18 protein-coding genes and 3 pseudogenes are annotated in these 18,687 nt (G+C 72.7%); 4 read left to right on the top strand and 17 right to left on the bottom strand.

Annotation, left to right across the window (positions count from 1 at the left end):
• Window positions 1–50 precede the first annotated feature (50 nt).
• The 9 genes and pseudogenes from era to AB0B02_RS16355 form a co-directional block, all read right to left on the bottom strand.
• Window positions 51–947 carry a GTPase Era gene (gene era / locus AB0B02_RS16315; protein WP_107155713.1) on the bottom strand — a complete coding sequence of 299 codons (897 nt, stop codon included), beginning with the start codon at window positions 945–947 and terminating at the stop codon, window positions 51–53.
• The gene (locus AB0B02_RS16320; RefSeq protein ID WP_281937199.1) at window positions 944–1,330 is read right to left on the bottom strand and encodes a cytidine deaminase; all 387 of its coding nucleotides are present in this window, start codon (window positions 1,328–1,330) and stop codon (window positions 944–946) included. The genes era and AB0B02_RS16320 overlap by 4 nt, the downstream gene beginning before the upstream one ends.
• A complete protein-coding gene (locus tag AB0B02_RS16325; RefSeq protein ID WP_199199575.1) occupies window positions 1,323–2,729 on the bottom strand; it encodes a hemolysin family protein in 1,407 nt (468 codons plus the stop codon). The genes AB0B02_RS16320 and AB0B02_RS16325 overlap by 8 nt, the downstream gene beginning before the upstream one ends.
• Window positions 2,705–3,178 carry an rRNA maturation RNase YbeY gene (gene ybeY / locus AB0B02_RS16330; RefSeq protein ID WP_281937201.1) on the bottom strand — a complete coding sequence of 158 codons (474 nt, stop codon included), beginning with the start codon at window positions 3,176–3,178 and terminating at the stop codon, window positions 2,705–2,707. The genes AB0B02_RS16325 and ybeY overlap by 25 nt, the downstream gene beginning before the upstream one ends.
• Before the next feature lie 17 nt (window positions 3,179–3,195).
• Window positions 3,196–3,558: pseudogene (locus AB0B02_RS16335) on the bottom strand (PhoH family protein); the annotation flags it as partial.
• Between the two features lie 312 nt (window positions 3,559–3,870).
• Window positions 3,871–4,641: pseudogene (locus AB0B02_RS16340) on the bottom strand (LAGLIDADG family homing endonuclease); the annotation flags it as partial.
• A pseudogene (locus AB0B02_RS16345) lies at window positions 4,630–5,325 on the bottom strand (PhoH family protein); the annotation flags it as partial. The pseudogenes AB0B02_RS16345 and AB0B02_RS16340, both read right to left, overlap by 12 nt.
• Before the next feature lie 133 nt (window positions 5,326–5,458).
• Complete coding sequence (locus AB0B02_RS16350; protein WP_357300914.1) at window positions 5,459–6,835, bottom strand: serine hydrolase domain-containing protein; 1,377 nt, start codon at window positions 6,833–6,835, stop codon at window positions 5,459–5,461.
• Between the two features lie 3 nt (window positions 6,836–6,838).
• Window positions 6,839–7,183, bottom strand: coding sequence for a histidine triad nucleotide-binding protein (locus AB0B02_RS16355; RefSeq protein ID WP_107155707.1), 345 nt, complete (start codon window positions 7,181–7,183; stop codon window positions 6,839–6,841).
• Between the two features lie 37 nt (window positions 7,184–7,220).
• Here AB0B02_RS16355 and AB0B02_RS16360 point away from each other — a divergent pair, with 37 nt between their 5' ends.
• Entirely contained in the window at window positions 7,221–7,982 is a 762-nt protein-coding gene (locus tag AB0B02_RS16360) for an SDR family oxidoreductase (protein WP_357300916.1), read from the top strand.
• 20 nt (window positions 7,983–8,002) lie between these two features.
• On the opposite strand, the gene AB0B02_RS16365 is transcribed toward AB0B02_RS16360, so the two are convergent.
• The 3 genes from AB0B02_RS16365 to hrcA form a co-directional block, all read right to left on the bottom strand.
• On the bottom strand, window positions 8,003–8,737 hold the full coding sequence (locus AB0B02_RS16365) for a 16S rRNA (uracil(1498)-N(3))-methyltransferase (protein ID WP_357300918.1): 735 nt from the start codon (window positions 8,735–8,737) through the stop codon (window positions 8,003–8,005).
• A 1-nt stretch (window position 8,738) separates the two neighbouring features.
• Entirely contained in the window at window positions 8,739–9,881 is a 1,143-nt protein-coding gene (gene dnaJ, locus AB0B02_RS16370) for a molecular chaperone DnaJ (protein ID WP_199199573.1), read from the bottom strand.
• Between the two features lie 71 nt (window positions 9,882–9,952).
• Window positions 9,953–10,978: a heat-inducible transcriptional repressor HrcA gene (gene hrcA / locus AB0B02_RS16375; protein ID WP_107155704.1), complete on the bottom strand. Its 1,026-nt coding sequence runs from the start codon at window positions 10,976–10,978 to the stop codon at window positions 9,953–9,955.
• A 208-nt stretch (window positions 10,979–11,186) separates the two neighbouring features.
• On the opposite strand from hrcA, the gene AB0B02_RS16380 reads away from it, so the two are divergent.
• A complete protein-coding gene (locus tag AB0B02_RS16380; protein ID WP_281937212.1) occupies window positions 11,187–11,864 on the top strand; it encodes a DUF4870 domain-containing protein in 678 nt (225 codons plus the stop codon).
• 42 nt (window positions 11,865–11,906) lie between these two features.
• On the opposite strand, the gene hemW is transcribed toward AB0B02_RS16380, so the two are convergent.
• On the bottom strand, window positions 11,907–13,130 hold the full coding sequence (hemW, locus tag AB0B02_RS16385; RefSeq protein ID WP_357300998.1) for a radical SAM family heme chaperone HemW: 1,224 nt from the start codon (window positions 13,128–13,130) through the stop codon (window positions 11,907–11,909).
• A gap of 19 nt (window positions 13,131–13,149) precedes the next feature.
• Between hemW and AB0B02_RS16390 the strand changes: the two genes are divergently transcribed.
• On the top strand, window positions 13,150–13,935 hold the full coding sequence (locus AB0B02_RS16390) for an enoyl-CoA hydratase-related protein (RefSeq protein ID WP_357300922.1): 786 nt from the start codon (window positions 13,150–13,152) through the stop codon (window positions 13,933–13,935).
• Between the two features lie 155 nt (window positions 13,936–14,090).
• Complete coding sequence (locus AB0B02_RS16395) at window positions 14,091–14,951, top strand: hypothetical protein (RefSeq protein ID WP_281937215.1); 861 nt, start codon at window positions 14,091–14,093, stop codon at window positions 14,949–14,951.
• A gap of 69 nt (window positions 14,952–15,020) precedes the next feature.
• Here the strand turns inward: AB0B02_RS16395 and AB0B02_RS16400 are convergent, their stop codons facing one another.
• From AB0B02_RS16400 to AB0B02_RS16415, 4 genes are all read right to left on the bottom strand, one after another.
• Window positions 15,021–15,851 (bottom strand): carbohydrate ABC transporter permease, encoded by an 831-nt coding sequence (locus AB0B02_RS16400; RefSeq protein WP_357300924.1) that lies wholly within the window; start codon window positions 15,849–15,851, stop codon window positions 15,021–15,023.
• On the bottom strand, window positions 15,848–16,837 hold the full coding sequence (locus tag AB0B02_RS16405; RefSeq protein WP_281937219.1) for a sugar ABC transporter permease: 990 nt from the start codon (window positions 16,835–16,837) through the stop codon (window positions 15,848–15,850). The genes AB0B02_RS16400 and AB0B02_RS16405 overlap by 4 nt, the downstream gene beginning before the upstream one ends.
• Window positions 16,834–18,126 carry a sugar ABC transporter substrate-binding protein gene (locus tag AB0B02_RS16410; RefSeq protein ID WP_281937221.1) on the bottom strand — a complete coding sequence of 431 codons (1,293 nt, stop codon included), beginning with the start codon at window positions 18,124–18,126 and terminating at the stop codon, window positions 16,834–16,836. Before AB0B02_RS16410 ends, AB0B02_RS16405 begins: the two co-directional genes overlap by 4 nt.
• A gap of 220 nt (window positions 18,127–18,346) precedes the next feature.
• On the bottom strand, window positions 18,347–18,631 hold the full coding sequence (locus tag AB0B02_RS16415) for a GlsB/YeaQ/YmgE family stress response membrane protein (RefSeq protein ID WP_107155698.1): 285 nt from the start codon (window positions 18,629–18,631) through the stop codon (window positions 18,347–18,349).
• Window positions 18,632–18,687: the final 56 nt, after the last annotated feature.

Genomic DNA, 18,687 nt, shown 5'->3' on the forward strand with positions numbered 1-18,687 from the left:
AGAACGCCCACGGAACGTGAGATGCCCCATAAGACTGACTGATCCGGCCCTCAGAAGCCGAGCTTGCGCAACTGCTTCGGGTCGCGCTGCCAGTCCTTCGCCACCCGCACGTGCAGGTCCAGGTAGACCCGGGTGCCCAGCAGCTCCTCGATCTGCCGGCGCGCGGTGGTGCCGACGTGCTTGAGCCGGCTGCCCCGGTGACCGATGACGATCGCCTTCTGGCTGGACCGCTCCACGTAGAGATCCGCGTAGATCTTCGTGAGGTTGCCCTCCGGGATCATCTCCTCCACCACCACGGCGATGGAGTGCGGCAGTTCGTCCCGGACCCCCTCCAGCGCCGCCTCCCGGACCAGCTCGGCGACGAGCACCTGCTCCGGGTCCTCGGTGAGCATGTCGTCCGGGTAGAGCTGGGGCGACTCCGGCAGGTATCCGGTCATCACGTCGACGAGCGTGTCGACCTGGTGGCCGGAGACCGCGCTCACCGGCACCACGGCCGCGAACTCGCCCAGCTCGCTCACCGCGAGCAGTTGCTCGGCCAGGCGCTTCTTGTCCACCAGGTCGGTCTTGGTGACCACGGCCAGCACGGTCGCCTTGAGGCTGGCCAGCTCGCCGGTGATGAACCGGTCGCCCCGGCCGACCGGCTCGTTCGCCGGCACGCAGAGCCCGATCACGTCGACCTCGCTCCAGGTCTCCCGGACCAGGTCGTTGAGGCGCTCGCCGAGCAGCGTGCGGGGACGGTGCAGGCCGGGCGTGTCGACCAGCACGAGCTGCGACTCCGGCCGGTGCAGCACCGCCCGGATGACGTGCCGCGTGGTCTGCGGCTTGCTCGACGTGATGGCGATCTTGGTGCCGACGATCGCGTTGGTGAGCGTCGACTTGCCGGCGTTCGGCCGGCCGACGAAACAGGCGAAACCGGCCCGGTACGGGCGGTCCACGGGGGCCGTCACTCGACCACCGTGCCGAGCACCGAGCCGTCCGGCGCGGCCACGTGGATCGGCGCGTCGGCGGAGAGGTCACGCACCGCGGCGTGTCCGGCGCCGTCCAGCGTCGACGCCTCGGTCACCACCACCGCGGCCTCCAGCCGGCTCGCGCCCGCGGCCACCGCCGAGGCGACCGCCAACTGGAGCGCGGTCAGGGTCAGCGACGGCAGCGCCACGCTGGCCGCCGCGTACGTCCGGCCGTCCTGGTCGCGGACCGCCGCGCCCTCCACGGCCCCCACCCGGCCCCGGGCGCCCCGGGCCAGCACGACCAGCTTGCCGTCCTCGGCGCTCAGCTCGGCCGGATCGGCGGGGGTGGGCCGGGCGGCCGGCACGGCGGGTGACTCAGGCATCGGCGGGTTGCCTCTCCTCGGAACGGTTGTGGTTGCCACGGGACTCGGTCGGATCGGGCCGCCCCGCGCCATCCGGCGCGGAACCCGGCTCGGACCGGCTCACCAGCACGGTGTCGATCCGGTTGCGTCGGCCGGTGGTGCCCTCGGCGATCAGCCGCAGGCCGGCCACCTCGGCCTCGGCGCCCGGGATGGGCACCCGGCCGAGCGCCTGGGCGAGCAGGCCACCGACCGTCTCCACCTCGTCGGTGGGCAGGTCGGTGTCGAACAGCTCGCCCAGATTCTCCACCGGCAGCCGGGCGGTCACCCGCACGGCCCCGTCCGGCAGATGCTCCACCGGTGGGCGCTCGACATCGTACTCGTCGGTGATCTCACCGACGATCTCCTCCAGGATGTCCTCGATGGTGACCAGCCCGCCGGTGCCGCCGTACTCGTCGACCACGATGACCAGGTGGTTGCGGGCCGCCTGCATCTCGGAGAGCAGGTCGTCCACCGGCTTGGACTCCGGCACGAACGTCGCCGGGCGCATCAGCTCGGCCACCGGCATCTGCCGCGCTCCCCGGTCACCCTGGGTCCGCCGGATCAGATCCTTGAGGTAGAGCACGCCGAGCACGTCGTCGACGTTCTCGCCGATCACCGGGATGCGGGAGAACCCGGACCGCAGGAAGAGCGCCAACGCCTGCGCGAGCGTCTTACGTTCCTCTATCCACACCATCTCGGTACGCGGCACCATCACCTCACGGGCGATCGTGTCGCCGAGCGCGAAGACCGAGTGGATCATCTGACGCTCGCCGTGCTCCACCACGCCGCGCTGCTCGGCCAGGTCGACCAGCTCACGCAGCTCCACCTGGGTGGCGAACGGCCCCTCGCGGAAGCCCTTGCCCGGGGTCACCGCGTTGCCGATCAGGATCAGCAGCGACGCCAGCGGGTTGAGCGCCCGCCCCAACCAGCGCACCAGCGGCGCGACCGCCCGGCCGACCGCGTAGGCGTGCTGCCGGCCCAACGTGCGCGGCGCGACACCGACCACCACGAAGCTGACCACCGTCATCGCCCCGGCGGTGACCAGGGCCGCCCGCCAGCCGGCGCCGAACGTGTCCACCGCCACCAGCGCGACGAGCGTGGTGGCGGTCAGCTCGGCCAGCAGGCGGAGCAGGAGCAGCAGGTTGAGGTGGCGGACCACGTCGCCGGCGACCGCCTGGAGGGCACGCGCGCCGCGCGCCCCGTCGCGGGCCAGCTCGGCCGCGCGCGCCGGGGAGACCGCCGCCAGCGCCGCCTCGGTCATCGCGATCAGGCCGGCGAGCACCACCAGCCCGGCCCCGAAGAACAGGAGCTGAAGATCGGGCAGGCCGGCCGGGGCCGCCGCCGCGAGAGTGACCATCACCGGGACCGGGTCGACCGCCAGCTGGCCAGCAGCCGGGCCTGGAGACCGAACATCTCCCGCTCCTCCTCGGGCTCGGCGTGGTCGTAGCCGAGCAGGTGCAGCACGCCGTGCACGGTGAGCAGGTGCAGCTCGTCGGCGGCGGAGTGCCCGGCGGTGGCCGCCTGCTTGGCGGCCACCTCCGGGCAGAGCACGATGTCGCCGAGCAGGGCCGGCTCGCCGCCGGCCGGGCTGCTCTCGCCCGGGCCGTGGTCGACGCTTCCCTCGTCCATCGGGAACGCGAGCACGTCGGTCGGGCCGTCGCCGCCCATCCAGCGGTGGTTCAGCTCCGACATGTATTCGATGTCGACAAGCAGCACGGACAGCTCGGCGAGCGGGTTGACCCCCATCTCGTCGAGGGCGTGCCGGGCGACGGCGAGCACGGCGTCGGTGTCGACGTCGGCACCGGACTCGTTGGCGATCTCGATGGACAACTGTCTTCCTCTGGTGGTTAGCGGCGCCGACCGGCCCGGCCGCCCTGGGCGGTCCGCCCCGGCACGGCGTGCACGCTCTGCGCCTGCTGGTTCTCCCGCTCGGCGTCCCAGCGGGCGTACGCGTCGACGATCTCACCGACCAGCTTGTGGCGGACCACGTCGGAGCTGGAGAGCTGGGCGAAGTGCACGTCCTCGACGTTGTTCAGGATCTCCCGGACCACCCGCAGGCCGCTGCTCGTCCCGCCGGGAAGGTCCACCTGGGTGATGTCGCCGGTGACCACGATCTTGGAGTTGAAGCCGAGTCGGGTGAGGAACATCTTCATCTGCTCGGGCGTGGTGTTCTGCGCCTCGTCGAGAATGATGAACGCGTCGTTGAGCGTGTTGTGGGTGACCAGGAAGTCGTCGGTGACGTAGAGCGAGTCCTCCGCCGCGACCTGGATGCACATCGTCTCCCGCACCCCGGCCGGGATGATCGAGTCGATGAAGCGCATCGGCCGGCCACCGCCGTGCTCGTCGTACAGATGGCGCTTGCGCGACAGGCGGAACGGCGCGACACCGGCCGGAAGACGGATCTCCACGGCATAGGCGTCGGAACGGTAGGGAACCGGGCGGCCGTTCGCCAGGCCGGGCTTGCGGCCCTCGGCCGGGCGGACCCGCGCCGTCGCCACCCCGCCGAGCGACTCGACCAGGTGGACCACGTCGTCCGCCAACTGGGCGGACGTGGTCGTGTACTGCACCCGGCAGGTGCGTCCGGCCTGGGTGACCGGCCCACCGTCGGTGTCCAGCAGCCCCTGGAGCACCGCCAGCCGGACGCCGACGCTGTTGTTCAGGTAGACCTCGGGGACGAACTTCGTGCCCGACTTCGCTCCGGCGAGGCCCAGCTCGCGGAGCGCCGCCGTCACCGGGTTGACCACGATCACCCCACCTCGACGCCCGTTGACGTGCCGGAGGACGTAGTCGTAGTCGTTCTTGCGGACCAGCTCGATGTCGACCAGCGCCTCCTCCAGCGCGACCGCCAACTCGGGGTCGGCGGTGCAGAAGGCCGGCGTCGCATGAGTGGAGAAAGCGCCGTCGCCGAGCAACAGCCCCACCGCGTACGGGTCGAGCGGAACCGCACGCGACGCCATCTGCACCGGTTCGACAAGCGGCAGCTCGTAGCGGCGGGTGCGGCCCCGCCACTCCTTGCCGATCATCTCCTGCGTCTCGATGGTGCGCCGCCGGCCACGCCGCTTGTCGTCCGGCGTGGCGACGGTCCACAGGTGCTCGCCGCAGCAGAGCGTGGACGCCCCGTCCTGCGTGGTGACCCGGTAGACCTGCTTCGGGCCCTGGGGATAGATGCCGATCACCGGCGTGGGCGTCCCGTTCGAGCCGATGACCAGGTCACCGACCTGGAGCGAGCCGAACGGCCGGAAGCCCTCCGGGGTCAGCACCCGGGCGTCGTACGGCTGCGCCCGGCCGCGCATGTATGCCAGCGGCGCGACCTCGATCGTGCCGGCGGCCATCAGCTTCGGGATGGACTCCGGGTCGAGCATGTCGTGCAGCGCGTCGTAGAGCGGGCGCAGGTAGGGGTCGATCTTCTCGTTCAGCGTGCCGGGCAGGAAGCCCAGCCGCTCGCCCGCCTCGACCGCCGGCCGGGTCAGGATGATCCGGTTGACCTGCTTGGCCTGGAGCGCCTGGACCGCCTTCGCCATGGCCAGGTAGGTCTTGCCGGTGCCGGCCGGGCCGATGCCGAAGACGATGGTGTGCGAGTCGATCGCGTCGACGTAGCGCTTCTGCCCGAGCGTCTTGGGACGGATGGTGCGACCGCGCCGGGAGAGGATGTTGAGCGTCAGGACCTCGGCGGGCCGCTCGGCGCCGCCCTGCTCGAGCATGCCGACGGTACGCCGAACGGCGTCTGTGGTCAGGGTCTCGCCTTTCTCGATCAGTTCGAGGAGCTCACTGAAGAGACGCTCGGCGAGGGCGTTGTCGGCGGGCGCACCGGTGATGGTGATCTCGTTGCCGCGCACGTGGACGTCGCTGTTGACCGAGCGTTCGACGAGACGCAGGATCTCGTCGCCCGCGCCGAGCAGGTTCACCATGATCTTCTGGTCTCCGACCGTGATCCTGGTCTGCACCCGGGGCGGGTCGGGAGGTGGGGTGCCGGTCATAGGTCGGGCCCGTCGGGCCCTGCGCCACCTGCTCTCCGATCTCGGCGCCGGGCCCTGCTGGCGCGGCGTACGGTGACCTCCATCGTATCGGGTCCGCACCGTACGCACCGCGCCCATTTCCGGTGCCCGGCGGTCAGCCGCCGGCGCGGAAGTCGTACCCGTCGAACGCCTCCTGCCGCCGGGTGAAGCGGTAGGTCGCCCAGTGCATCCGGACCACCTCGCCCCGCTCGTCCCGGGTGAGCCGGAGCAGCTCGCCCGCCTCCCGGCCGGAGACCGTGCGGAACACGTCCGGCCGGTCCGGCAGCGGCGCGAACACCGACGGCGGCTTGCCGGCCGGGTCGTCCGCGCCCCGGGCCCGCAGCGCGCCGTCGTGCCAGGAGAAGACGGACTCGAACCCCTCGCCCCACCAGCGGCCCAGCATGCCGCGCAGGTGTTCCGGGGCGGGTGGGCCGGGACACCACGGCTCGATCTCCGCCGGGTCGTGCTCGGCGGCGGCGGCGAGCAGCTCGTGCGCCAGGTCGAGCACCTCGACGCCGGTGCCGGACGAGCCGAGCACCGCGCAGCCCATCGCCCCGGCCGTGCCCTCGCCGCCACGGCGACCGTAGACGGCGGCCAGGAAGCCCGGCATCGCACCGTCGTGCCCGACGTGGGTCACCCGGCCCGGTCGGGGCACCAGGATCAGCCCGAGCCCGAAACCGGCCGTCCAGAGCGACTCGTCGGTGGTGGTGAGCGGCCAGCGCATCTCCTCGACGGTGGTCGGGGCGAGCACCGCGCCGGCCGGGTCCAGCGCCGCCGGGTCGGCCAGGAACGCCGCCCAGCGGGCCATGTCCGGCGCGGTGCTCCAGAGCTGGGCGGCCGGCGCCACCGCGCCGAAGTCGACGGGCGGCTCCGGGTGCGCCTCGTCGGAGTACGCGTCCACCAGGAAACCGGTGACGGCCCGCTCCCCCGGCGTGACGCCGGTGGCGGTCAGCCCCAGCGGGGCGAGCACCCGCTCGGCGAGCACCTCGGCCCAGGTGCCGCCGCGCCGCCGCGCGACCGCCGCGCCGAGCAGTGCCAGGCCGAGGTTGGAGTAGTGGAAGCGACGGCCGGTGGGCAGCACCCGCTCCACCCGGGCCAGGTCGGCCAGCAGCTCGTCGACGGCCGGGGCACGCAGCGTGTCCCACACGTCGCCGTACGGCTCGCGTTGCAGGCCGGCGGTGTGCGACAGCAGCCGACGGACGGTCAGCTCGCCGTACGCGGGCAGGTCCAGGTGCCGCCCGATCGGGTCGTCCAGGTCGAGCAGCCCGTCGTCGCGGCACTGCATGACCAGCACCGCGGTGAACGTCTTGGTGACCGAGCCGATCCGGAAGACGCTCTCCGGATCGAGCGCGGTGTCGTTGCCGGTGCCGCCCACCGCGCAGGCCCAGAGCGGCCGGTCGGCCCGGTGCAGCGCCGCCGACAGCGCCGGGACCCGCCCGTTCGCCTGGGCCCGCCGGGCCATCCGGTCGAGCCGGTCGGAGATCGAGGTCATGCCTCAGCGGCAGAGCATCGGGCCGAGTGGCGCGCCACCCAGCAGGTGGGCGTGCACGTGGAAGACCTCCTGGCCGCCGTACGGGCCGGTGTTGAACATGAGGCGGAACCCGTCCACGGTCAGGCCCTCCTCCTCGGCCACCAGGGCGGCGGTGTGGAGCACCTCACCGGCCAACGTGGGGTCACCCTGGGCGAGGGTGGCCACGTCCGCGTAGTGCTCCTTCGGGATCACCAGCACGTGGGTGGGGGCCTTCGGGTCGATGTCCCGGAAGGCGAGGGTGGTGGCGGTCTCGCGGACGATGGTGGCGGGGATCTCCCCGGCGACGATCCGGCAGAACAGACAGTCCATCGCAGCAGTGTAGGGAACGTCCGGCAGGATGGCCGACATGGCGGGACGGGCGGTACTGGTGACGGGGGCCTCGCGGGGCATCGGGCGGGCGGTGGCGCGGGCGTTCGCGGCCGGCGGCGACCGGGTGGCGGTCCACCACCGGGACTCGGCCGGGCTGGCCGAGGCGTTGCGCGCCGAACTGCCCGGCGACGGCCACGTGGTGGTCCGCGCCGACCTGGCGGACCCGGACGCCGTACGGGCCATGGTGGACGAGGCGGCCCGGCTGCTCGGCGGTCTTGACGTGCTGGTCAACAACGCCGGTGTGTTCGGGCCGGCCGACCCGCCGCACCCGGTCTTCGAGAGCAGTTACGAGCAGTGGCGGGCGCGCTGGCGCGAGGTGCTGGACACCAACCTGGTCGGCGCCGCCAACGCCGCCTGGTGCGCCGCCCAGCACATGCGGGAGCGGGGCGGTCGGATCGTGAACGTCTCCTCCCGGGGCGCGTTCCGGGGCGAACCGGCCAATCCGGCGTACGGGGCCAGCAAGGCGGGGATGAACGCGATGGCACAGTCGCTCGCGGTGGCGCTGGCGCCGTACGGCATCGGGGTGGCCTGCGTGGCCCCGGGCTTCGTCGAGACCGACATGACCAACGAGCACCTGAAGAGCGAGCGCGGCGAGGCGGTCCGGGCGCAGTCGCCGTTCCACCGGGTGGCCCGCCCCGAGGAGATCGCCGCCGCGGTCCACTGGCTGGCCAGCCCCGACGCGGAATGGGCCGCCGGCACCATCGTCGACCTGAACGGCGCCTCCTACCTCCGCACCTGACCGCCCGGAGGGGTTGGGGGTTACCAGCGGGGGAGGCGGGTGGAGAGGACGGCGAGGGCGGCTACGCCGGCGGTGGAGGTGCGCAGGACCGAGGGGCCCAGGCGGACCGGGCGGGCACCGGCCTCGCGGAACGCGGCCAGCTCCTGCTCGGCGATGCCGCCCTCGGGGCCGACCACCAGGACGATCTCGCCGGTCGACGGCAGCGCGACGGTGGTCAGCCGCTCGTCGGCCTCCTCGTGCAGCACGAAGGCGGCGTCGGCGCCGGCGATCCGGCGGGCCACCGTGACGGTGGACTCGTCCGGGGCGCCGGCCACCACCGGCAGCCACGGGCGGCGGGCCTGCTTGGCGGCCTCCCGGGCGGTGGCCACCCACTTCTCCCGGGCCCGGACGCCCCGGTCGCCGCGCCACTGGGCGACCGAACGGGACGCCGCCCAGGGCACGATCTCGTCCACCCCGACCTCGGTCATCGCCTGCACGGCCAGCTCACCCCGCTCGCCCTTGGCGATCCCCTGCACCACCACCAGCCGGGGGACGCACGCGTCGGCGTACCCCCGGGAGGTGACGCGCAGGTCGAGCGTGCCCCGGCCGACGGCGGTGACGACGGCGGCGGCGGTGCCACCCCGGCCGTCGGCGAGCAGCAGTTCCTCGCCGACGCGCAGCCGCTGCACGGTGGCCGCGTGGTGGCCCTCCGGGCCGTCCAGCGTCACCGTGTCACCGGCGGGCAGCGCCTCGACCAGGAACAGCGGCGCCGACACCTCAGGCGTGCCCGTTGAACGCGTCGCGCATCCGGGAGAAGAAGCCGCCCTGCTTGGTCAGCTCGGCGACCTCCTCGCCGCGGGTCTTGGCGAAGTCGCGCAGCATCCGCTCCTGGTCGGCGTCGAGCTTGGTCGGGGTCCGCACGTCCAGGTGGACGTAGAGGTCACCCCGGCCGGTGCCGCGCAGGTGCGGCACGCCGCGGGCGCGCAACCGCATCGTGCTGCCGGGCTGGGTGCCGGCCTTGACGTCGACGATCTCCTCGCTGTCCAGCGTCTTGATGGTCAGCCGGGTGCCGAGCGCGGCGGCGGTCATCGGCACCGTGACCCGGCAGTGCAGGTCGTCGCCCTTGCGCGAGTAGACGTCGTGGGTCCGCTCGTGGATCTCGACGTAGAGGTCGCCGGCGGTGCCGCCACCCGGGCCGACCTCGCCCTGCTGGGCCAGCCGGATCCGCATGCCGTCCTCGACGCCGGCCGGGATCTTGACGGTCAGCGAGCGGCGGGTCCGCACCCGCCCGTCACCGGCGCAGGTCGGGCAGGGGTGCGGGATCGTGGTGCCGTAGCCCTGGCAGACGGTGCACGGCCGGGCGGAGACCACCTGGCCGAGGAACGTCCGCTGCACCGACTGCACCTCACCGCGGCCACCGCACGCCTCACAGGTGGCCAGGTGGGTGCCGGCGGCGGTGCCGGCGCCGGAGCAGGTGGTGCAGAGCACCGCGGTGTCGACAGTGATCGGCGCCTCGACGCCGAACGCGGTCTCGTTGAGGTCCAGTTCCAGCCGCAGGATCGCGTCGGCGCCCGGCCGGGTACGCGGCCGGGGACCCCGGCTGCCGCCCGCCGCGCCGCCGAAGAACGCGTCCATGATGTCCTGGAAGCCGACGAACGGGCCGGCGCCGCCCGGGCCACCCGCGCCCGCGCCCCCGCCGCCCGGGGCGAGCGGGTCGCCGCCCAGGTCGACGATCTGCCGTTTCCGGTCGTCCGAGAGGACCTCGTACGCGGCGTTGATGTCCTTGAACTTCTCCTGTGCCTCCGGGTCCGGATTGACGTCCGGGTGGTACTGCCGCGCCAACTTCCGGTAGGCACGCTTGATGTCGTCGTCGGAGGCGTCCCGGCTCACGCCGAGAATTCCGTAGTAGTCCCTGGCCACTGCGTTCGGTGTCCTCATGTTCGTCTCGCGTCGCCGGTCGCCGGCCGTTCCCGGCCGTCGGCCCTGACTGGTCAGTTCTGGGCCAGCAGTTCGCCCACGTAGCGTGCCACGGCCCTCACCATGGCGATATTGCCGGGGTAGTCCATCCGGGTGGGCCCGAGCACGCCGAGCCCACCGACGATCGTGGCACCCGGGCCGTAACCGGTGCTGACCACCGAGGCGGCCCGCAGATTGTCGATCTCGTTCTCGTCGCCGATGAGCACCCGGGTGGTGTTGCTCGGCTCGGTCTCGCCGATCAGCTTGAGCAGCACGACCTCCTCTTCGAGCGCCTCGAGGATGGGGCGCAGCGAGCCCTGGAAGTCGAGCAGGCCGCCCCGGGTGAGGTTGGCGGTGCCGGCCAGCGCGATCCGCTCCTCGTGCCGCTCGACGAGCGTCTCCAGCAGCACGGTGGAGAGCGTGGTCATGGCCGGGCGCAGGTGCGGCGCGGACTCCTCGACCAGCGCCTGCACCAGCGGGGGCGTCTCGGCGAGCTGGCTGCCGACCAGTTTCTCGTTGACCAGCCGGCGCAGGTCCGTCACGTGTTCGGCGGGGACCGGGGCGGGCAGCTCGACCAGCCGCTGCTCGACCCGCCCGGTGTCGGCGATCATGACGACCATCAGCCGGGTGGTGGAGATCGGCACCAGTTCCAGGTGGCGCACCTTGGAGCGGGCCAGGCTCGGGTACTGCACCACGGCCACCTGCCGGGTGAGCTGGGCCAGCAGCCGGACCGTGCGGTGCACCACGTCGTCGAGGTCGACGGCGCCGACCAGGAAGCGCTCGATCGCCCGGCGCTCGGCCGGGCTGAGCGGCTTGACCCGGGAGAGCCGGTCCACGAAGAGGCGGTACCCGCGGTCGGTGGGCACCCGGCCGGCACTGGTGTGCGGCTGCCGGATGTAGCCCTCCTCCTCCAGCACCGCCATGTCGTTGCGCACGGTGGCCGGTGAGACGCCGAGCTGGTGGCGCTCGACCAGGGCCTTGCTGCCCACCGGCTCCTGCGTGGCGACGTAGTCCTCGACGATGGCGCGCAGCACGGCGAGCTTGCGGTCGTCGAGACCCATCTCCCCACCTCCTGACGCACCTCGGCCGGGTGACGCGCGGCATCCGGCGGGCAACTGGCACTCGACTGTAGCGAGTGCCAGTCTACGTCGGCACCCCCGCCGGCGCGATGATCAGCGCCGCACCCCGGGTGCGGTCCGCCGGGGTCGGGCGGCGCGTCGGGCCGAACAGCCCTGGTGCCGCTTGCCCCCGGGACCTACCGTGACGTCCATGACTGAACCTCCTCGCCCTCCCGGAGCGGGGGACCCCGGCCCCCAGCCCGACCCGTTCCCGCCGTCGGCGCCGTACGGCTCCTCGCCGGCCGACGAGCCCCCCACCGCACCACTGTCCGGGGCGCCGGGCGGGGGCGGCTATCCCCCGCCCGGCGGTTATCCGCCCCCGGGCGGCCAGCCTCCGCCGGGCGGCTACCCCCCGCCGGGCGGCTATCCCCCGGCCGGTGGTGACACGCCGGGCTACGGCGCGCCCGGCGGTGGCGCCCCGGGCTACGGCGCGCCGGGCGGCGGCTACCCCGCCGGCGGCTCCTACGGCCCGCCGGCCGGCTACGCCAACAACGACGACAAGACCTGGGCCCTGGTGGCGCACTTCGGCGGCGCGGCCGGGATGCTGATCGGCGGCGGCGTGCTGGGCTGGGTCGCGCCGCTGGTGGCGCTGCTGGCCCGGGGCAACCAGTCCCCGACCGTCCGGGCGCACGCGGTCGCCGCGCTGAACTTCCAGCTCATCTGGTCGATCATCGCGCTGGTCGGCTGGATCCTCACCTGCATCCTGATCGGCCTGGTGGTCGGCTTCGGCGCCATGATCGTCGGCATCATCTTCGGCATCCTGGCCGGCGTGAAGGCCAACGAGGGGCAGCTCTACCGCTACCCGATGTCGGCCAGCCTGATCAAGTGACAGCCGCCGGCCGGTCCCGCACGGCGGGGCCGGCCGGACCGGTCAGGGCAGCAGGTCGCGGACCACGCCGTCGGCCAGCAGTCGACCGCGCAGCGTGAGCACGGCGCGACCGTCCGCGTACGCGTCGGCGTCCAGCAGCCCGCCGGCCCGGGCCCGCTCGGCACCCACCCGGCCGGCTTCGTCCAGCACGACAAGCGGCAGCCCGGAGTCGAGCCGCAGCCGCAGCATCACGTCCTCCATGTGCTGCTCGTCGGCGGTGAGCCGTTCCCGGGCCAGCGCCGGCGAGGCGCCGCCGGCGAGCCGCTCCGCGTACCCGGCCGGGTGCTTGACGTTCCACCAGCGCACGCCGCCGACGTGGCTGTGCGCCCCCGGGCCCAGGCCCCACCAGTCGGCGCCGGTCCAGTAGAGCAGGTTGTGCCGGCACCGGGCCGCCTCGGAGCGGGCCCAGTTGGAGACCTCGTACCAGGAGAAACCGGCCGCGTGCAGCGCCGCCTCCGCGGCCAGGTAGCGGTCCGCCGCCACGTCGTCGGAGGGGTACGGCAGCTCGCCCCGGCGCATCCGCGCGGCCAGCCGGGTGCCGTCCTCCACGATCAGGGCGTACGCGCTGACGTGGTCCACGCCGGCGTCGACCACCTGGGCCAGCGAGGCGGCGAAGTCGTCCGCGGTCTCCCCCGGCGTGCCGTAGATCAGGTCCAGGTTGACGTGGTCGAACCCGGCGTCGCGGGCCTCGGCGGCGGCGGCGGCGGCCCGGCCCGCGCTGTGCCGCCGGTCGAGCACGGCGAGCACGCCCGGGGCGGCGGACTGCATGCCCAGCGAGATCCGGGTGTAGCCGGCCGCCCGCAGCGTCTTCAGCGACTCCGGGGTGACCGACTCGGGGTTGGCCTCGGTGGTCACCTCGGCGTCGGCGGCCAGCCCCCAGGTGCGGTCGATGGCGTCCAGGATCCGGGCCAGGTCGTCGGCGGGCAGCAGGGTGGGTGTGCCGCCGCCGACGAAGACGGTGTCCACCCGGGGCGGCGGGGAGTCGCCGAGCACCCGGCCGGCGAGCGCCAGCTCGGCCAGCACGCTGTCGGCGTACGTCTCCCGGCTCACCCCGCCGCCCAGCTCCGCGGCGGTGTACGTGTTGAAGTCGCAGTAACCGCACCGGCTGGCGCAGAACGGGACGTGCACGTACACGCCGAAGCCGCGGGCGCCGACGGCGCGGCGGGCGGTGGCGGGCAGCGACCCGTCGCGCGGGACGGGTTCGCCTTCTGGAAGGACGCCGGGCATGGCCACTAGTGTGCCCGGCATGACCTCTCCGGACGCTCTCGTGCGGGTCGCCACGGCCCGTGGGGTGACGACCCTCACCCTGGACAGCCCGCACAACCGCAACGCGCTCTCCACGCCGCTGATGACCGAGCTGCTGGCCGGGCTGGCCGCGGCGGTCGCCGACGACACGGTCCGGGCGATCGTGCTGGACCACACCGGCCCGGTCTTCTGCTCCGGCGCCGACCTGAAGGAGACCGCCGCCGCGTACGCCAGCGGGACCGTGCCGGCCGGCATGCTCGGCGACGTGCTGGTCGCCGTCCGGGAGTGCCCGAAGCCGGTGCTGGCGAAGGTGGCCGGGCCGGCCCGGGCCGGCGGGCTGGGCCTGATCGCCGCCGCCGACCTGGTGGTCTGCGCCGAGGAGGCGACGTTCGCGTTCACCGAGGTCCGGATCGGCGTGATCCCGGCGGTGATCTCGGCGACCGTGCTGCCCCGGCTGAGCCCGCGGGCCGCCGCCGAGCTGTACCTGACCGGGGAGACGTTCGACGGCCGGCGGGCCGCCGAGATCGGCCTGGTCACCGCCGCCGTGCCGGCGGACGGGCTGGACGCCGCCGTGGAGCGCTACCGCGCGGCGCTGGTGAAGGGCGCGCCGAAGGCCCTCGCCGGGGCGAAGGAGCTGCTGCGCCGGCCGGCCGCCGCCGACCTGCGGGCGGAGATCGCCGCGTTGGCGGCGCTCTCCACCGGGTACTTCCTCTCCGAGGAGGGGCGGGAGGGGGTGCTCGCGTTCCGCGAGAAGCGTCCGGCGGCGTGGGTGCCCGCCGGAGAATAGAAGGAGGGGCCCCCTGTTAACGCCTCCGGTATAGGCCGGGGCCCCGCTTGACAGCGACCCGTCACGGGGCGGTGACGCGGCGGCGAGCAGGCCGGTCGGCCGAGCCGGAAAGTGGGACGGGCGACGTACGCTGGTCGGACTGTCAGGAACAGGGGGTGCGGGTGCGGACGCGACCGGCGATCGTGGCATCTGGTGTGGTGGTGTGCGTGCTGGCCCTGCTCGCGATCTGGTTCGTGACCAAGCAGTTCGGTCACCACCTGCGGCTGCCGCTGGCCAGCCGGACCTGCACCGTCCAGGCCGACGGCGAGGTGGTGCTGGGCGCCGACCAGATGGCCAACGCGGCCACCATCGCCGCCATCGGCGCCCAGCGCCGGATGCCCGAGCGCGCGGTGGTGGTGGCGCTGGCGACCGCCTACCAGGAGTCGCACCTGCGCAACATCGCGCACGGCGACCGGGACTCGCTCGGCCTGTTCCAGCAGCGCCCGAGCCAGGGCTGGGGCACGCCGGAGGAGATCCAGGACCCGCGCTACGCGGCCCGGAAGTTCTACGCCGCGCTGAAGAAGGTCAAGGGCTGGGAACGGATGCGGGTCACCGAGGCCGCCCAGCGGGTGCAGCGGTCGGCCTACCCCGAGGCGTACCAGAAGTGGGCGGACGAGTCGGAGGTCCTCACCCGCGCGTTGCTCGGCCAGGCGACCGGCGCGGTGGCCTGCACGGTCGGTTCGACTCCGACGCTGCGGGGCCCGGCCGCCGCCAGCGCGGTGCTGGAGGGTCTGACGCTGGACTGGGGCCTGCCCCGCCTGACCGCGGCGACGACGCTGACCGGGCTGACCGTGCCGGCCGGTGACGACCGCGACGGCTGGCGCTACGCGCACTGGCTGGTCTCGCACGCCGACGACAACGGCGTGAAGCGGGTCCGCTTCGGCAGCCTGGAGTGGACCGCCGAGCAGGGCACCTGGGGCCGGGTGAAGGGCGACCCGGCGACGCAGGTGCTGGCCGAGGTCTTCGCCGACACCTGAGCCGACACCTGAGCCGGCGACGGGCCGCCGGCGTCCCGCCGACGGCCTGTCATCGAGGTCGACCGGGGATCAGCCCTTCACCGCGCCGGCGACCAGCCCGGAGACCATCCGGCGCTGGACCAGCAGGAAGAAGATGATCACCGGCAGCGTGAACAGCGTGGACGCGGCCATCACCGAGCCCCACGCGGTGTCGTCCCGGCCGAAGAAGAACGTCATCGCCACCGGCAGCGTGTACCGCTGCTGGTCGTTGATGAACGTCAACGCGAAGATCAGCTCGTTCCAGGCGGTGATGAAGGAGAAGATGCTGGTCGCCACCAGACCGGGCGCGACCAGCGGGAACAGCACCTTGCGGAACGTCTGCGCCCGGCTGGCCCCGTCGATCGCGGCGGCCTCCTCCAACTCCTTCGGCACCGCCGCGACGAAGCCGCGCAGCATCCAGACCGCGAACGGCAGCGAGAAGCCGAGGTAGGTGAGGATCAGGCTGGGCAGCGTGTTGTAGAGGCCGAGCCGCTGGATCATCAGGAACAGCGGGATGACCAGTGCCTCCAGCGGGATCATCTGCACCACCAGGAGCAGGATCAGGAAGCTGGTGCGCAGTTTGAACCGGAACCGGGCCACCGCGGTCGCGGCGAGCAGCGCGACCAGCCCGCTCAGCAGCACGGTGGCCACCGCGACCAGCACGCTGTTGAGGAAGAAGTCGAGGAACGTCACGCCGGGGATCAGGTTGCCGGTGAGGATCTCCCGGTAGTGCTCCAGGGTGGGCTCCGCCGGCACCGGGCGCGGCGTGGCCGAGAATATCTCCCGGTTGGGCTTCAGCGACGTCGCGATCATCCAGTAGACGGGGAACGCGGCGAAGAGCGCGACCAGCAGGCCGGCGCCGTTGAGCGCGATCTTCTTCACGACTCGTCCTCCTGCTTGAGCACCATGCGGACGTACAGGGCGGTCACCGCGAGCAGGATCACGGTGAGGATGACGGCGATCGCCGAGCCGAGGCCGTACTTGGGCGGCGGCGAGAACGCCTCCGCGTACGAGTAGATCGACAGCATGAACGTCGACCGGTCCTGGGTGCCGCCGGCGAGCACGAACTGCTGGGTGAAGACCTTGAAGTCCCAGATCGTCGAGAGCACCACCAGGATGCCGAAGACCGGCCGGAGCATCGGGAACGTGACCGACCAGAAGACGCGCCACGGCCCGGCGCCGTCGACGCGGGCCGCCTCCTGCAACTCGGTGGGCACGCTCTTGAGCCCGGCCAGCACGCTCACCGCGATGAACGGGAACGAGTGCCAGACCACCACCAGCGTCAGGATGCCGAAGAACAGCAGCGGGTCGTTGAACCAGCCGTAGCCGGTCCAGTCGCTACGCCCGAACAGCGTCGTGGAGAGGCCGTCGGGCAGCTTGTTGAACAGCCAGGTGACCAGGCCGCTCGTGTCGTCGAAGATCCACTTCCAGACGATGGTGCCGGTCAGCGCCGGGGTGGCCCAGGCGAGCATCACGCAGCTCGCCACGAACGTGGCCATCTTCTTGCCGAGCCGGTTGAGCAGCAGCCCGACCAGCGTGCCGAGCACCATGGTGAGCGCCACGTTGGCGACCGCGAAGAGCACCGTGTTGCGCAGCACGGTCCGGAAGAACGGGTCGCCGAGGATCTGCGCGTAGTTGGCCAGGCCGACCCAGGGCCACTCGCGGTCCCCCCGGAGCTGCCGGACGCTGTCCAGCTTGTAGAAGGACATCATCACGACCTGGCCGAGCGGCCAGAGCAGCAGCACGGCGATGATCGCCAGGCAGGGCAGGAGCAACAGGTACGGGAGGCGGTCCACCTTGCGGCGGCGCCGCCGCGCGGGGTTCTCCCGCGCGGCGGCCTCGCCGGTGGCCTTGGTCAGCGTTGTCACTTGGCGTTGAGAATGCTTTCCATCTCGGTGGCCGCGTCGGCGGTTGCCTTCTCGACCGTCTTCTGACCCTTGATGACCGAGCTGTTCATCGCCTGGGTCACCGTCTTGGTGCGGCTGACCTCGACCCACTTCGGGGTGAGCGGGGTCAGCTTGGTGTTCTGGATGGCGGTCGCGAACGCGGCCATCACCTTGTCGTTGGCGTAGTTCCCGCCGCTGACCAGGTCCTGGTAGACCGGGAAGAAGCCGAGGCTGCTGGCGAACTCCTGGTCCTTCTGCTTGCTCAGCAGCACGGTCATGTAGTCCCAGGCCAGCGCCTGCCGCTCGCTGTCCTTCCAGACCGCGATGTCGGAACCGCCGGCGAACGCCGGGGCGGCCTTGCCGTCCGGGCCGGGGATCGGGAACGTGCCCCAGACCTTCTCGATGTCGGGGTTGTCCTTCTTCATCGCGCCGCCCTGCCAGCTACCGGCGAACGCCATGGCGGCCTTGCCGGTGGCGAACTGGGTCCGGGCGTCGACCTCGTTCCAGCCGGCGGCGGCCGGCGGGGCGACCTTGTGCACGGTCACCAGGTCGGTCCAGAACTTGACCGCCTTCTGCGCCTCGGGCGTGTTGTAGCCGGACTTCCAGCTGTCGCCGTCCTTGGTGGCGATCTCGCCGCCGGCACCCCAGAGGAAGGAGTAGAACGGCAGCTCGGAGTTGCCGGGCAGGGCGATGCCGTAGGTGCCGGGCTTCTTGGCCTGGACGGCCTTGGCGGCGGCGACCATCTCGTCCCAGTTCGTCGGCGGCTTCACACCCGCCTCGGCGAACCAGTCGGTGCGGTAGTAGACGGCGCGCACGCCGGCGTACCACGGCACGCCGTACTGCTTGCCGTCGAGCTGGGCGTTCTTCACCAGGTCGGGCAGGATGTCCTTGCCCTCGGACCAGCCGTTGAACTTGTCCGTCACGTCGGCCAGGGCCTCCTGCGCGGCCCACCCCTGGGTCTCGGTGTTGCCCAGCTCGGTGACGTCCGGGCCCTCGCCGCCGGCGAGCGCGGCCTGGAACTTCTTCGGCGCCTCGAGCCAGGGAATGTACTGCACCACGACGTCGGTCTCGGGGTGCTTCTTCTTGAACTCCGCCTCGACCGTGTCGAGGAACGTGGTCTGGGCGTCGCCGCCCTCGCCCATCATCCAGACCGTCAGCTTGCTGTTGTCGGCGGCCTTGTCATCGTCGCCGGAGCCACCGCAACCGGTCAGCACCAGCGCGGCCGACGCCACGATGGCGGTGACCGGAGCCAGCCGCTTCCACCTGTTCACGCCATATCTCCCTCAGGGCCGTTTGGCACTAACCTTCTCCGCCGCACCTTAGTAGGAAAATTTCCTTTACAACAGGGGGTGGGCCCGGCGGGCGACCGAGGCGACCGTATCGCAGCCGAACGCCCGGCCGGCAGGGGTGCCGTCCGGGCAGGTCAGAGCGGGAGTACGCGGACGGGCGCCCGGCCGGTGGCCGGGCGCCCGTCGAGCGTCGTGGTGGGGGTCAGTAGCGCGAGACGCCACGCCGACGGCCGACACCGGCCACCAGGGCGACGCCGATGGCGGCGAAGAGCACCTGCAGCAGCAGCTCGCGCCAGTCGATGCCGGCGGTCTCGGCGAAGCCGGAGGCCCGGGCGACGATCGTGCCCAGCAGCGCGGCGCCGACGCCGATCAGCATGTGCAGCCACATCGGCATGTTCTGCCGGCCCGGCACGACCAGGCGGCCCAGCGCGCCGACGATCAGACCAACGACCAGCGCCGTGATGATGCCCCAAACGGTGAGCTCCATGGTCGCCCTCCTCCTTCAGATCGAGTCACACGATGTCGTGTGGTTTCTGTCGTGAC

Origin of the sequence: Micromonospora sp. NPDC049240 (genome assembly GCF_040647835.1) — a bacterium.
Taxonomy (GTDB): domain Bacteria; phylum Actinomycetota; class Actinomycetes; order Mycobacteriales; family Micromonosporaceae; genus Micromonospora.